Origin of the sequence: Selenihalanaerobacter shriftii, assembly GCF_900167185.1 — a bacterium.
Taxonomy (GTDB): Bacteria; Bacillota; Halanaerobiia; order Halobacteroidales; family Acetohalobiaceae; genus Selenihalanaerobacter; species Selenihalanaerobacter shriftii.
This window is the reverse complement of sequence record NZ_FUWM01000009.1, coordinates 44,623-60,179: the sequence shown is the minus strand read 5'-3', so window position 1 is coordinate 60,179 and position 15,557 is coordinate 44,623. Positions and strand designations below refer to the sequence as shown.

15 protein-coding genes and 1 pseudogene are annotated in these 15,557 nt (G+C 31.7%); 1 reads left to right on the top strand and 15 read right to left on the bottom strand.

Annotation, left to right across the window (positions count from 1 at the left end; translation table 11 throughout):
• Positions 1-98: 98 nt before the first annotated feature.
• From B5D41_RS06145 to B5D41_RS06090, 12 genes are all read right to left on the bottom strand, one after another.
• Positions 99-596 (bottom strand): NADH-quinone oxidoreductase subunit J family protein, encoded by a 498-nt coding sequence (locus B5D41_RS06145; RefSeq protein ID WP_078809746.1) that lies wholly within the window; start codon positions 594-596, stop codon positions 99-101.
• Between the two features lie 54 nt (positions 597-650).
• Complete coding sequence (locus B5D41_RS06140) at positions 651-1,025, bottom strand: NuoI/complex I 23 kDa subunit family protein (protein ID WP_078809745.1); 375 nt, start codon at positions 1,023-1,025, stop codon at positions 651-653.
• 14 nt (positions 1,026-1,039) lie between these two features.
• Positions 1,040-2,074: an NADH-quinone oxidoreductase subunit NuoH gene (gene nuoH, locus B5D41_RS06135; protein WP_078809744.1), complete on the bottom strand. Its 1,035-nt coding sequence runs from the start codon at positions 2,072-2,074 to the stop codon at positions 1,040-1,042.
• Positions 2,075-2,113: 39 nt separating this feature from the next.
• Positions 2,114-3,247, bottom strand: coding sequence for an NADH-quinone oxidoreductase subunit D (locus B5D41_RS06130; protein ID WP_078809743.1), 1,134 nt, complete (start codon positions 3,245-3,247; stop codon positions 2,114-2,116).
• A gap of 22 nt (positions 3,248-3,269) precedes the next feature.
• Positions 3,270-3,665 (bottom strand): NADH-quinone oxidoreductase subunit C, encoded by a 396-nt coding sequence (locus B5D41_RS06125; protein WP_159442902.1) that lies wholly within the window; start codon positions 3,663-3,665, stop codon positions 3,270-3,272.
• Positions 3,666-3,677: 12 nt separating this feature from the next.
• A complete protein-coding gene (locus B5D41_RS06120; protein ID WP_078809741.1) occupies positions 3,678-4,172 on the bottom strand; it encodes an NADH-quinone oxidoreductase subunit B in 495 nt (164 codons plus the stop codon).
• Positions 4,163-4,516 (bottom strand): NADH-quinone oxidoreductase subunit A, encoded by a 354-nt coding sequence (locus B5D41_RS06115; RefSeq protein ID WP_078809740.1) that lies wholly within the window; start codon positions 4,514-4,516, stop codon positions 4,163-4,165. The genes B5D41_RS06120 and B5D41_RS06115 overlap by 10 nt, the downstream gene beginning before the upstream one ends.
• Before the next feature lie 66 nt (positions 4,517-4,582).
• Entirely contained in the window at positions 4,583-6,010 is a 1,428-nt protein-coding gene (locus B5D41_RS06110) for an NADH-quinone oxidoreductase subunit N (protein ID WP_078809739.1), read from the bottom strand.
• A 1-nt stretch (position 6,011) separates the two neighbouring features.
• Positions 6,012-7,475, bottom strand: a complete 1,464-nt coding sequence (locus tag B5D41_RS06105) for a complex I subunit 4 family protein (protein WP_078809738.1) — start codon at positions 7,473-7,475, stop codon at positions 6,012-6,014.
• A 4-nt stretch (positions 7,476-7,479) separates the two neighbouring features.
• Positions 7,480-9,408, bottom strand: coding sequence for an NADH-quinone oxidoreductase subunit L (nuoL, locus tag B5D41_RS06100; protein WP_078809737.1), 1,929 nt, complete (start codon positions 9,406-9,408; stop codon positions 7,480-7,482).
• Between the two features lie 38 nt (positions 9,409-9,446).
• Positions 9,447-9,749, bottom strand: a complete 303-nt coding sequence (gene nuoK / locus B5D41_RS06095) for an NADH-quinone oxidoreductase subunit NuoK (protein ID WP_078809736.1) — start codon at positions 9,747-9,749, stop codon at positions 9,447-9,449.
• A gap of 823 nt (positions 9,750-10,572) precedes the next feature.
• The gene (locus B5D41_RS06090; protein ID WP_078809735.1) at positions 10,573-11,232 is read right to left on the bottom strand and encodes a cell wall hydrolase; all 660 of its coding nucleotides are present in this window, start codon (positions 11,230-11,232) and stop codon (positions 10,573-10,575) included.
• Positions 11,233-11,411: 179 nt separating this feature from the next.
• On the opposite strand from B5D41_RS06090, the gene B5D41_RS06085 reads away from it, so the two are divergent.
• The gene (locus tag B5D41_RS06085; RefSeq protein ID WP_078809734.1) at positions 11,412-11,981 is read left to right on the top strand and encodes a metal-dependent hydrolase; all 570 of its coding nucleotides are present in this window, start codon (positions 11,412-11,414) and stop codon (positions 11,979-11,981) included.
• Between the two features lie 61 nt (positions 11,982-12,042).
• Here B5D41_RS06085 and B5D41_RS06080 read toward each other — a convergent pair whose 3' ends face one another.
• The 3 genes and pseudogenes from B5D41_RS06080 to B5D41_RS06070 all read right to left on the bottom strand — a co-directional run bounded on the left by B5D41_RS06080 (position 12,043) and on the right by B5D41_RS06070 (position 15,527).
• Positions 12,043-14,334 carry an adenosylcobalamin-dependent ribonucleoside-diphosphate reductase gene (locus B5D41_RS06080; RefSeq protein ID WP_078809733.1) on the bottom strand — a complete coding sequence of 764 codons (2,292 nt, stop codon included), beginning with the start codon at positions 14,332-14,334 and terminating at the stop codon, positions 12,043-12,045.
• Between the two features lie 376 nt (positions 14,335-14,710).
• Positions 14,711-14,893: pseudogene (locus B5D41_RS06075) on the bottom strand (glutaredoxin family protein); the annotation flags it as partial.
• 253 nt (positions 14,894-15,146) lie between these two features.
• On the bottom strand, positions 15,147-15,527 hold the full coding sequence (locus B5D41_RS06070; protein WP_078809731.1) for a rhodanese-like domain-containing protein: 381 nt from the start codon (positions 15,525-15,527) through the stop codon (positions 15,147-15,149).
• Between the last annotated feature and the right edge of the window lie 30 nt (positions 15,528-15,557).

The window sequence follows — 15,557 nt, the reverse complement described above, 5'->3', positions numbered from 1 at the left end:
GGCTGAGATATGATCTTAAATTTAAGATCATATCTCAGCCTCTGGACTCTTGGTCTCTGGGCTAATTTGCCGCTGGACTTATATTTATTAATATTAAATTATTCAATTTTTTCTTTCCCTTTAGCTAACGTTATAGCACCTACCATTGCCACTAGCAATAATATAGCTATTACTTCAAATGGAATAGCGTGTTGCTTTAACATTATGGTTGCTATCTGATTGACTGTAGAATCTTTAGGAGTATTAGGCATCCAAGTAGTAATCCAGATTATTCGTCCAATAACTACTAATAAAATTGAAGTAATTAAGAAAGCAATACCTCTTTGATTATTAAATAAATTTGTTTTAGACATATCATCTCTTTGGGTCAACATGACTCCAAAGGCTAAAATGATAGCTATCGCCCCTGCATAAACTAAAATTTGTACAGCGGCTATAAAGTTAACTTGAATTAATAAATATAAACCTGCTACTCCAATAAAAGTTAAGATTAAAGACAGAGCACTATGCACTATATTCTGCAAAAAGACTACTGCCAACGCTGAACCTATAGTAATAATAGCTAATATCCAAAAACTTAATAACTCTAACTCCACATCTACTCATCTCCTTACCTTTATCTCAATTAACAGTCTACCGCTTTTTAATTACTACTTTAATAAATTTAAAACTAAATCATCTTTATTATATGTTGATAATTCAAATTCTTGGGTAGTCTGCAAAGCTTGAGTAGGACAATTCTCAATACAAAAACCACAAAACTGACAATATTGTAGATTAACTTTAAATTCTGTCAATTCACGCTTATTATTTTCGTCACGTACAGTTTCAATTTCAATTACTGGATTGGGACAACACTTTGCACAAAGTCTACAACCAACACATTTGTCTTCATTTAATTGAAAAGAACCGTGAAATACTTCAGGCAATTCAGGATACTCATCAGGATATACTTCAGTAATATTGCTACCAAAAAATCGCTTAATAGTAATTGATAATCCCTTTAATAATCCTTGTCCATACATTCAATCACCTCCAATCAGTTAACCAGATATAATATCACTCCAGTTCCTAACACGTTAGCTAAAGATAGTGGTAATAATATCTTCCAACCTAAACTCAGTAACTGGTCTATTCTAATTCGAGGAAAAGTCCAGCGCACCCACATAAAGATATAAATCATAATGGCTGTTTTTATAGTAAACCAAATATAAGAAGGTAATATAGGTCCACGCCATCCTCCTAAGAATAGAGTAGTAGCCATAGCTGCAGCAGCAAATAAATGAGCATATTCTGCTAAGAAAAATATAGCCCATCTCATACCACTATATTCTGTCATATAACCTGCTATTAATTCTGACTCTCCTTCTGGTAAATCAAAAGGAGCTCGATTAGTCTCTGCTGCTGATACAATTACATAAATTATAAAAGCTAGTGGTTGTAATACTATAAACCATACACCAGATTGAGCATTAATGATATCACTCATCCTTAATGAACTTGTAATCATAACTACTCCTAAGATAGAGAAAACTAATGGCACCTCATAACTCAGCATTTGAGCTAAACTCCGCATAGCCCCTAATAATGAATATTTATTATTGGAACTCCATCCAGCCATAATTAATGGAATAGTACCTAAAGCACCTACAGCAATAAAGTAGAATATACCAATATTTAAATCCACAGGTATCATTCCCTTACCAAAGGGAATTACAGCATAAGCTAAAACTGCAGGTATAAAAGTAAAGATAGGGGCTAAAATATAAACTATTTTATCGACTCGCTCAGGAATAATATCCTCTTTACTAACCAGTTTTAAAGAATCAGCAACCGTCTGTAATAATCCTCGTGGGCCAACTCGATTCGGTCCTAATCTCATCTGAATAAAAGCACTAACTTTTCGCTCAGCATATACTAAGTATAAAGCTACAAGACAAATAACTCCTAAGACAGTAATCCCTGCCGAAAGATCCATAACTGTTTCAATGGTTACTTGAGACAAATTCATATCTGTCATACCATTACGTAAAAATTGAGCTATATTAACAAACAAATTCTGTAAAACCTCCATATAAATCGTCTCCTCTAATCTTGTTTTTAAGTAACAATCTTACCTATCCACCTCACCTAGGACAATATCAATACTTCCTAAGATCGCAATAGCATCGGCTACCTTCTCTCCTATCATCATCTCTTCTAAAGCCATTAGATTTATAAAGGATGCTGGTCTAATTCGAAATCGATAAGGTTTTTTAGATCCATCACTCACTAAATAAAAACCCAAATCTCCTTTAGGTGCCTCAATATGATGATAAACTGTACCTTCTGGTGCTTTTTTAGGTGCTTTAGCCTTAATATCTCCATCCGGTAGCTTAGCTAAAGCCTGCTTAATAATTTGACAACTCTCTTCCATCTCTTGCATCCTCACTAAATATCGATCAAGCACATCTCCATTCTGTCGTACAGGAACATTAAAATCAAATTTATCATAGACACCATATGGTTCATCCTTACGTAAGTCATAATCCACTCCACTAGCTCGTAAATTAGGTCCACTAATACCATAATCTATTGCTTCTTCTGCCGTTAAAACTCCTACCCCTTTAGACCGAGCCTGAAAAATTTCATTCCCAGTTACTAATCCATGATATTCTTTAAGAGCTTCTGGAAAATTATCTATACAATCTTCAATTTCAATTAATAATTCATCTGATAAATTCTTAGCTACTCCACCAATTCTCATATAACTATAAGTCATCCTAGAGCCAGTCAACTTTTCAAATATATTAAGAATTTTTTCTCTTTCTCGAAACGCATACATCAAAGCTGTAGAAGCTCCTAAATCATTGCCAAAGGTTCCCCAAAAAATAACATGATTCACGATTCGTTGTAATTCGGCAATTATGACTCTAATATATTCTGCTCTTTGTGGTACCTCTACTTTCATTAACTTCTCTACTGTCTGCACATATGCTAAGTTATTAGTCATTGAAGAAATATAATCTAATCTATCCGTAAATGGTATACATTGTGGATATGTTCTACTTTCAGCTAACTTTTCAATACCTCGATGCAAAAACCCAACCTTTGGATCTACTCCAACTACATTTTCTCCATCTAATCTTAAAACCATACAGAAGACACCATGAGTACTAGGGTGATGAGGACCAAAATTAACTTCCAATTGCTGGGTTTTAGTTCCTTTTTGCTGAATCTCATCCTTCTTTTTAAAATTGATCTTCATATTTTACACCTCCATTTCTTATCTACATTTCATAATCTTTACGTAAAGGATGTCCTACAAAATCTTCTGTTAATAAAATCCTCTTTAGATTTGGATGATTACTAAAATTAATACCAAATAAATCATATACTTCTCTTTCCTGCCAATCTGCACTTGACCAAATATCAACCACTGAAGTAATTGTAGGATCTTGATAATCTATCCTAACTCTAACTTCTAGTAAATTCTTATACTTTAATGAAGTTAAATGGTAAACTACTTCAAAATAATCTTCATAATCAACAGCAGTAAGATTACTCAAGTAATTAAATGCAAGCTCTGAATCAGATTTTAATATTTTCATAACTTGTATCAAATCATCAGGTTTAACCTCTAAACTACTATCAGTAATTTGATCTTTTAATAACTCTACTTCCATCTTAATCATCCTTTATGATTGTATTTTCTTTTTTAATTGTAAAAAACCATGTATTAAAGCTTCTGGACGAGGTGGACAACCAGGAATATAGACATCTACTGGTAAAAATTCATCACCACCAGGCACTACATTATATGACTCAGCAAAAGGCCCTCCACTAATCGCACAATTTCCCATTGCAATTACATATTTAGGTTCAGGCATCTGCTCATATATTCTTTGCACCGCTGGCTTCATCTTTTTAGTAATAGTTCCAGCAATAATCATTAAGTCAGCCTGTCGTGGTGAAGGTCTAAATACCTCATATCCAAATCGAGCTAAGTCATATCTCGACGCTGCTGTTGCCATCATTTCAATGGCACAACAAGCTAATCCAAACGTCAAGGGCCAGATAGAATTTCCCCGTGCCCAGTTAAGAGTTCTCTCAACAGTAGTTAGAATTATATTGTTTTCATTTAAAACATCATGTATAACAGACTTTCGATCATCATTTATATTTAACACCATTCTAATGCACCTTCTTTCCAGGCATATAAGAAGCCTATAATTAAGATTGCGATGAAGACAAACATCTCAACAAAAGCAAACATACCTAATTGTTGAAATGTAACTGCCCATGGATATAAGAATATCGTTTCTACATCAAAAACTAAAAATACTAATGCATATAAGAAATAACAAATCTTAAATTGAACCCAAGTTTTACCGTGAGAATCTATACCACATTCATAAGTTTTATATTTTTGTGGAGATGATTTTCTAGGCGAAAGAATATATGATCCAATTAAAGCACCTATCGGTAACCCTGCTCCTAACAAGAAGAAGATTAGAATTCCATTAAAGTCATACATTTTGTCACCTCCTAAAAATCTTAGGTTAATAATATATATTACCTTTAATACTTAATATGAAGCTAGTTATTTAACTACTAATTCAACCATATTAATAAAAGTCTCTGGTATAATCCCTAATCCTAAAATGGCAACTATAGATACCCCAACTACTACTTTTAGTTCTAATGGTATATTAAGCTTCACCTTATTTATAGGACTCTCCAAATACATATTCTTAACTACTCCATAATAGTAAGGTAAAGATATTACACTATTAATTGCCATAATTAAGGCTAACCATAAATAATTACTTCCTACAGCAGCTCGGAAGATATAAAACTTACCTAAAAACCCTCCGGTTGGGGGAATTCCAATTAATGATAAGAAGAATATCGTCATAGCTCCTGCAAAAAAGGGTGACTTTTCACTTAAACCTTTAAAACTACTAATCTCATCACTATTTAAATTATTACTTAGCATAATAATCACTGCAAAACTACCTAACGTCATGAATGCATATACTAATAGATAGTATAGTACCGAAAAAGTACCGTTTTGAGTAGCAACTGCAACTCCTACTAATATATAACCTGCTTGAGCAATAGCTGAATAAGCCATCATTCTTTTAATATTAGTCTGAGTTAACGCCCCAATATTACCTAGAGTCATAGATAATAAAGCTAAAATAGCTACTGGTAATGACCAATTACCTGCTAACTTAATAAACCCTACATTCAAAATTCGTAATAATGCTGCAAACGCTGCTGCTTCAGAACCGGCAATTAGAAAAGCAGTTATTGATGTTGGAGCACCTTGATAAGTATCGGGAGCCCACATATGAAATGGCACAGCTGCTACCTTAAATCCAAATCCAGTTATTATGAAAACTATTCCCATCATTAACAGTGGATTTATAGCAGCCATAGTTAAAGCTCCTTGACCAGTCTCTATCACCTGGGCAATCTGAGTAATATCTATAGTACCAGTTACCCCATATACTAATGAAATACCAAAGAGCAATACAGTTGAGGTTAAAGCACCAATTAAGAAGTATTTTAAAGATGCTTCTATTGATTCTTTATTATCTTGTAACATCCCTGTAAGCACATAGGCAGAAATAGACATTAATTCTAAACCTACATAAATTGTAATTAAACTATAAGAGGAAACCATAATTAACATTCCTAAAGTTGCAGAAATTATAAGACTATAGAATTCTCCAGCTCTTATCCCCTTCTTCTTAACATATTTAAATGAAATCAGAATTATTGTACAAGCTACTATTATTAATAAAGCCTTAAAGAAAAGCGAATAAGCATCAAATATAAATGACTTTCCCCAAGTCTGATTTAGATTATCAGTAAGAAAGAAAAGTGATCCACCTGCTAATAATAGTCCTATAACCCCTGTAACCCTAGTTGTTCTTCCCTTCATAGCTATATGATCTATTAATAGTATAATTATCATAGTGATTGTTAGAATTATCTCAGGAAGTAATATATTGATATTCATATTACATCCCCCCTAATACCGATGCTAATAGGATATCTACTGACTGATTATAGAATGATAGTAAAGTATTTGGATAGATCCCTGCCCAAATAATTAATAACATTAAAGGAATAACCACCCAAAGTTCCCTAATACTAATATCAGTTAAATCATTGAATTTATCAGATATATCTCCCATTAATACTCGCTGCATCATTCTTAGATGATAAGCAGCAGTAAATATTAATCCAAGTACACCTATCACCACTAAAATAGGAAACTGTGTCCACGTTCCTGTAAATGTGAAAAATTCACCTATAAAACCAGATAATCCTGGTAATCCTAGATTAGCGAAAGCAGTAAATGCTAATAAACCTGCAGCCAATGGAATCTTATTATATAATCCACCTAACTCTCCCATCATCCGAGTATGAGTTCTTTCATAAAAAACACTACCTACAAAAAAGAACATTAAAGGTGAAATTAATCCATGGGAAAAGAGTACATATAAACTACCATTTATAGACATTGGAGTCATTGCTGCTAAACCCACTAATACGAACCCCATATGACTAATACTTGAATAAGCAACCATCTTCTTTATATCCTCTTGAGCCATTGCTGCCAAAGCACCATAAACGATATTAATAACTCCCAATACTCCCATTATCAAGGCAAATGATTGAGCTACTTGGGGAAAAGTAGGATAGGAAATCCGATAAAAGCCATAGGCTCCCATCTTTAACAGCACACCTGCTAGTAACATACTCCCTCCAGTTGGTGCCTGCACGTGTGCATCAGGCAACCACGTATGAAACGGAAAGATTGGAACTTTTACAGCAAACCCTAAGAAGAAAGCTAAAAATAACCACCATTGGAATGTAGCAGAAAGTTCAGCTTGCTGTGCTATAGTTAAGATATCGAAAGTATTTAAACCACTTCCAAAATAGAGTGCTAAAATACCAATTAACATAATTACACTGCCAAATAAGGTATATATAAAAAACTTAATTGATGCATAACGACGACGTTTCCCACCCCAAATTCCAATTAAAAAATACATTGGCACTAAAACTACTTCCCAAAAGACATAGAATAATAAATAATCAAGTGCTACAAACAATCCCAATAACCCTGTTTCCAATAAAAGCATAAATGCAAAGAATCCTTTAACACGCTTATCAATATTCCAAGATGCAATTATTGACATCACAGTAATTACAGCACTAATTATTAATAATGGAAAACTAATTCCATCAACCCCTAAATGATAACTCACACCAAGACTTGGAATCCATTTCAACTGCTCTACAAATTGCATCTCTCCTGTGCTAAAGTTAAAATCAGTCAACATAATTCCTAAAATCACAATCGGAATTAAACTAACACCTAAAGCAAACTTCTTAATTAAGTCATTATTATCTTTGGGCAAAAACAAAGATATGATTGCTCCAATTAAAGGAGTAAATATTAATATACTTAACATAAGCTTATCCTCCTATCACTATAATGATTAACCCAATTAATACGGAAAAAAATAAAGTTAAAGCATATGACTGTAAATAACCAGTCTGTAGATTCCTTATTATTCGACTCCCTATTAAAAAACTATTTCCAATTCCATTAACCATGCCATCTACCGCCTTATCATCAAAACTTCCTATAATCTCACCCCAGACGACTCCAACTTTACCGACTAAATTTACTATCCCATCTATTATATATTTATCGATCCAACCAATAAGCTTTGAAAAAGCCAGGCCTCCTTGTACAATTATAAGATTATATACTTCATCGATATAATATTTATTCTTTAGTATCTTCCAAATTGGATATAAAGCTTTAATGATTTTCTTCCTTGAGATAAGGCCAATTCCATAAATTAACCAACTAAAGAAGATTCCTAATAATGTTGCTGAAATAGCTGTCATCTGCACAAAACTACTTGGGTCTAGATGATGACCATGTTCTAAAGCTATAAATTTACCGAAAGCCATATTAGTTAGCGGTGAATTTATAAAACCTGACCCAAATGCTAATATTGCTAATAGAATTAAAGGAATAGTCATTGATGCTGGTGATTCATGTGCATGATCATAAGCTTCATGATCTCTTGGATCACCAAAGAAAGTAAGTATAGTAGCTCTAGTAATATAGAATGATGTAAATAGTGCTGCAATTACTCCAATCCAGAAAAGAATTGGATAATCAGAATGATAAGCTCCTAATAGTATCTCATCTTTACTCCAAAATCCACTAAATGGTGGTAAGCCAGCTAATGCTGCTGAACCTATAATCCAAGTCCAACCTGTAATCTTCATCTTGCTAAGCAAACCTCCCATTTTATGTATATTCTGAGTATGAACTGCATGTATTACACTTCCTGAGGCTAAAAATAATAATGCCTTAAAGAAGGCATGAGTCATTAAATGAAATATACCAGCCGTATATGCTCCAACTCCTAAGGCCATAACCATATATCCTAATTGACTAATAGTAGAATAAGCCAGTACCCCTTTAATATCATCTTCAACTAATGCTATACTGGCTGCGAATATAGCTGTAAATCCTCCAACAAAAGCAATAACTGTTAAAGTAGTCTGTGCTCCAGCAAAAACTAAAAACATTCTAGCTATCATATAAACACCAGCTATTACCATAGTAGCCGCGTGAATTAATGCACTAACTGGAGTAGGACCTGCCATAGCATCAGGTAACCAAACATGTAACGGAAATTGAGCTGACTTACCCATCGCTCCAAAAAAGAGTAATAAAGTTGCTATCGTTAATCCAACACCTGCTAGTTCTCCATGCTCAACAAGCTTAGTTAATGCTGTAAAATCAAATGTCTTACCCATAGCAAAAATCATAATTACTCCTAATAGCATTCCAATATCACCGATTCGAGTCGTTAAAAATGCTTTGTTAGCTGCTAAAACATTCTCTATATCCTCAAACCAGTGGCCAATCAAGAGATAAGAACATAATCCTACTAATTCCCAACAAATGAAAAGAAATAAAAGATTATCAGCTATAACTAATCCTAACATAGACGCTGTAAATAAAGATAATACTGCATAAAATCGTTTATATCTACTATCCCCTTCCATATAGCCTTGAGAATAAATGTGAACCATTAGACTTACAAAAGTAACTACTATAAACATAATGGAAGTGAAAGCATCTACACTATAACCCATAGTGATTTTAGTTGTACCATGAACTGCCCAAATAAGACTCTTTGAAACTGTAGCTCCTTTAATTATGTCTATCAAAACTCCAATTGACATTAAAAATGAAAGAAATAGAGTGCCAATACCAACCTTATCAACTTTACTTTTAAAAAAACGCCCAAATAAAATTATTATTAACCATGAAAGAAAAGGCAATAATGGAATTAACCAGGCATAATCTACCATCATAGGTCATCCCTTTCAAAATTTATTTGCTATTAAACTTACCATTTTAAAAGACTAAAATCATTAACATGCACTGAAGAATATTGACGATATATAGCGAGTACTACTGCTATTCCAACTGTTACTTCTGCAGCTGCTACTGCTATAACAAAAATAGCAAATACTAAACCTACTGAATCAGCTACAAAATGCGAAAATGCTACTAAATTAATATTAATAGCATTAAGCATTAACTCAATAGACATTAATATTGCTATAGCATTTTGTTTAGCTAAAGCTCCAAAAAGTCCAATACAAAATAAAGCTGCAGCCAGTAATAAATAGTGAGTCAAAGTAATCATTCTTATAACCCTCCTACTCTCGATTCATATTAATTGTTAACTACTTCACAATCAAATCAATTGTTGAATCTCCTCCCTCCCCCAGCGAAATAAAAAAAGACCAAGACTATATTTAAAAATAAATATAGTCTTGGTCTCTGGACTCTTAAAGTCTCTGGACTCTGATGTCGCTGGACTAACATTCTTTAATTATATGATTTTAATAACAAAGCCAATATCAATTTCTTAACTTTAATAAATTATATTAGTCTAACTATAAAAATATAACTAAATTCTAAATTTATTTATATTATGTAGATATTACATATTACTATACATAAAAAAATAAGCCCCCTTATTTGGGCGCTTTATTAGTTACATAAAGTAAGCTATGATATAATATTGATATGTATAAAGAATTAAACCTAATACTAAAACTGTACTAACCCATAAAAACTTCCTGTTTTCTTTCTTCTTTTTCTTTCCTTTAAAGTGATAACAATAATGAGAAAATCCTAATAAGACAAAAGATAACAATAAAAAAACATGTTGATACTTATTTAAAATGACTAAGCCACCTAAACTGACACCACCAAAACCTAGCAGTGCAAGTATAGTAGGTGTAATTCAGCAAAAACCAGTAAAGTAAGCAGAAACCACAGCACAAATACTACCTAACTTAGCTCTTGATTCCTTCATTGTAATCCCCCTCATTTTAAATTGCCCCCCTCCTACCATAGGGACCATATATATTATATCAAATTTTTATTTATAAATCAAAAAAAGTAAAATAATCTCTTTAAAGTAAAAAAACACTACAATAATTGTAGTGTTTTTCAATATATTATACTTTCCGTCTAGCAAATACATGATTACCAATTCGTTTAATTGTTTCTGTATTATTAAATATCCAACTTGCAGTAGCAGTTTCAGGATTATAATAATATAACGCACCATCTGTTGGATCCCAACCATTTAATGCATCTTTTGCTACTTTATAAGCAGTCTGATTAGGGTTTAAGTCAATTTGACCATCTAAAACTGCTGAAAAAGCATAAGCTCCATTAACCTTTTCATAAACTACTCCATCAATACTATTTGGAAATTTAGAACTTTCTATTCGATTTAAAATTACAGCAGCAACTGCAACTTGTCCAATATAGCTTTCACCTCGTGCTTCTGAATAAATAGCTTTAGCTAAAGTCTCCAATTCGCCGGGTCTAGGCTGATATCGAGTATAATTATTATTTTGATTTAAATTATCATTTATATTCCCTATATCTGGAACTGTTATATTAGAATTACTTGAATCATTTGTAGAATCATCTTCATCAACTATAAAACTTAAGAAAAACATCATTAATAATCCTTTTAAGATATTTTGATAACTGCTACTATCTGCTGCCATAGCTGGTTGCACTAATAAAACTCCAGTTAAAAATGGAGTTATTAAGCAAATTAATATAATGTAAGTAATTGATCTTTTTAATTTATTTTTTACCATAAAATAAAACCTCTCTTCTTAATAAGATTACCACAAAACTATTATAACAAACTTCTTGGAAATTTGGTATAGAAAATTATACTATATAAACCACAAATTATCCGTTGATTTGACAAAATAAAATAATAATTATATAATTACCCCATGCATACTCAAAACAAATGTTCGAGGTGATCTTAATGACTTACCATACCCATTTCGCTTTTTCAATCTTATTTGCTTTTACTGTTATTAAAAATCTAAATAGTTTTCAATTACATAATTACTTTGATTTTGAATTTTTATTAATTCTATATAAATCTAGCCCAGTTAATCTATATTGTGCAGCAGCTTTAGGGGCTATTCTACCTGATATAGATCATGTTAACAGTAGAATTGGTAATAAACTAAAACCGATTAGTTGGATTATTAAATTATTCGGTATTAAACATCGAGGATTAACCCACAGCATATTAGGAGTTTTCTTATTTTCAATCCTACTTGAAAAATTACTTCTAATTAATTGGATAGATAAAATTTGGTATTATAGCCTCTTAATTGGATACATTAGCCATTTAATTGCTGATATGTTTAATCCACTAGGAATACCAATTTTATACCCCAATGAATACCGCTTTAAATTTGGAATTAATATAACAACAGGTAGTTGGAAAGAAAACACTTTCTTTTCAATTACTATATTAATCCTGTTTATCATATTTATTATTGAACTTGGATACTATAATATCTCATTTTCGATTCTTAACTAAAAAAACCTTATCCGGGTAACCCCGGATAAGGTTTTTTTAGTTCCATTTAAAATTTTAATTATTACCCACAACTACTATAACCGCAATTTTTACAAGAATTACATCCTTGCTCAAAATGAAGTCTTTGACCACATTCAGGACAATTAGGTCGCTGAATTGTAACATCTTCAATTTCCTCATTAATATTTGAATTTATACTATGATTATTTATAACTTCTTCCTCAATTACAGCCGTTACTTCACCAGTCATATCCTTGAATTCATTTGATTTTAATATTTCATTTAAAGCTCTTCCTACTACATCTGAACAACTACGACCAGTTAATTTATTTCCTTTACCTTTCTTATACATAAAGCTTGGGCAAGTACTAGTTGAGCGCAATTGATCGATAACTTTTTCTGGTGCTATTCCGGACCTTAGAGCCATACTAGTTAATCTACTAACTGCTTCAGTCATAACACTACAACCACCATCTGAACCGGTAGTTAGGAAAGTCTCAATTGGTTCTCCGGCTTGATTAATATTAATAGTTAAGTATAACTTACCACAACCAGTATCATACTTAATTGTTTCACCTAAAGCAGCTAATGGTCTCTTTTGTGGATAAATCTTATCTTTTTTCTTTTGGTTCTCCTCTTCATCTTCTTTATTAGTCTCTAAAACTTGACTGCCTCGAGAACCATCTCTATAAACAGTTAAACCTTTACAACCTAATTCATGAGCCAATACATAAGCTTCCCCTACATCTTCTTTGGAAGCTACATACGGTAGATTAATCGTTTTAGAAACTGCATTATCTACATACTTTTGAAAAGCAGCTTGAATTCTGATATGCCATTCTGGTTCAATATCCATAGTTGTTACTAAGATATCTGTATCAGCTTCTTCAGTAAAGTCATATTCAAAAGTAGAAACGTTACCTTCACCATCAGTATGAGTATAAGAAAATGAGAAAAACGGCTCTATTCCTCCACTAGTCCCAGCTAAAAAACTAATTGAACCTGTAGGGGCAATAGTAGTTAAAGTAGCATTCCTTTGTGGTTTTTCATAAACACTTTCTTCCCAAGCAGGAAAAGCTCCTTTTTCCTCTGCTAATTCTTGACTATACTGATGAGCATTTTCCTTAATAAATTCCATTACTTTTTTAGCCATTTCCACAGCATCTTCGCTATTATAAGAAATACCCAGTCTAATTAACATTTCATGAAAACCCATGACCCCTAAACCAATTTTTCTAGCCTTCATTACTTGTTCTTCAATTTCAGATAATGGATATTTATTCATATCAATTACATTATCTAAAAAACGTACTGCTAATCTAACAGTATCTTTTAAAGCATTCCAATCTACTTTCTGATTTTTAACAAATTGAGATAAATTAATTGATCCTAAATTACAAGCTTCATTAGGCAAAAGTGGTTGTTCACCACACGGATTAGTAGCTTCTATCTCTCCTAAATTAGGCACAGGGTTCTTACGATTAATCTCATCAATAAAGATAATCCCAGGTTCACCATTCTTCCAAGCATAATTCACAATTAGCTTAAAGATTTTCTTCGCATCTAGCTCACCAACTACTTGTCCATTCCGTGGATTAACTACTTTATAATTGCAACCTTCTTGTACTGCTTCCATAAATTCATCAGTAACAGCTACAGATAAATTAAAATTAGAAAATTGCTTGTCTAATAATTTTTCTTTATAATTAGATAATTCTTCATCTATTATTTCAGGCTTTAAATAAGTTTCTTCTAGACTTGTTTCAAATTGATCATATAATTCCTGATTCTCTTCATTCAATTCCCCTTTAGCATTAATAAAATTTAAGATATCTGGGTGATCTACTCTTAACATCCCCATATTAGCGCCTCTACGTTTCCCACCCTGTTTAACTGTATTAGTAGCACTATTAAATACTTTCATAAAACTAAGCGGTCCTGAACTAATTCCTCCAGTGCTTTTAACTACATCATTTTGTGGTCTAAGTCTACTAAACGCAAAACCAGTTCCACCACCTGACTTATGTATTAAAGCTGCATTCTTAACAGCATTAAAGATTCCTTCCATACTATCAGGTACTGGTAGAACAAAACAAGCTGCTAACTGTTGTAACTCAGTTCCAGCATTCATTAATGTCGGAGAATTTGGTAAAAATTTAGATTCTGTCATTAACTTATAAAATTCTTCCTCATAATAATTTTGCTTTTCTTGGTCTTCCTCAGCTTCAGCAATATTCTTAGCTACTCGTTGAAATAGTTCTTTTGGAGTTTCTATAATTTCCCTTTTTTCATTTCTTCGTAAATATCTATTCTCTAATAAATTTTTCGCATTTTTAGATAAATCTAAACTCAAATTAATTCTACCTCCTTATAATACTATAAAACTTTTATATAATAATAACAGTTTTATAGTTAACAGCTATTATTATATAAGCTTATAATAAAAAATTCAAATCATTTTAATCTAATTATAGCTCGTTAATTTGAATACAACCTGTTTATATAACTTATACTTAACATTACAAAAAACCTGCTAAAAATTATAAAAATCTTATTTTTATACTTATAAATTCATTATTTAAATATAAATTTATATACTAAAATGTTTAATAATTAATAAAATAATAATAATAAATATTATTTTGTAAATAAATATCATAAAAATAAGAATTTATTTGTACAGAGATTATAAGAAGGGATTAGTAATTTACTAATCCCTATCCTTAATATTAATGCAATATTTTATTTAATTTATCTGGATTAAAACCTACTATGGCCTCATCGTCTACTAAGACTACTGGTACAGCAGCTCTCCCGGTAATATTGATCATTTCTTCTCTAGCGTTTTCATTTTGAGCTACGTCCATTTCTTCATAATTTACATTTTTCTCGGAAAGAAAATCTTTCACTTGATGGCAAGCTGGTCACGTTGGCGTAGTATAAACCTTAATATGCTTTTCCATTATTAACCCTCCTTCTAACTTTAGTATAGCAAAAACTCAAATCATCACTTCTCTTTCAATTAGTATATCACAATAATATATATATATTATTCTTTAAAATATAAAAAAGGTGGGGTATCCCAACTTTTAAGGAATATTCCACCTTTTAAAACATTTTTATTTATTAATACTTAAATTTAAAAACTTATAAGAATAAAATATTTTATAACTTATTCCACGCTAACATTCCACCAGACAGATTATAAACTTTATCAAAACCTTGCTGAACTAAAAGCTTACTACCTCTAGCACTACGAACCCCAGCTGTACAAACCATAATAATCTTCTTATTAGAGTCAAGTGACTTATATTTGTCCTTAAGTTGACTTAAAGGAATTGATTTTGCTCCTGAAATGTGTCCATCATTAAACTCATGCGGTTTTCTAACATCAACCACTACTACATCTTTTTCTTTTGTAATCATTTCCTTAGCTTCAGTAACTGAAATAGATTCGTACCCTTTATTTCTTGTCATTGAAAATGATTTAAAAATTACAAAAACAACTAATGCAATTAATAATATAATTATAAATTTGTTCTGCATCTTTAATTCTCCTCTTAATTTATTAATTAT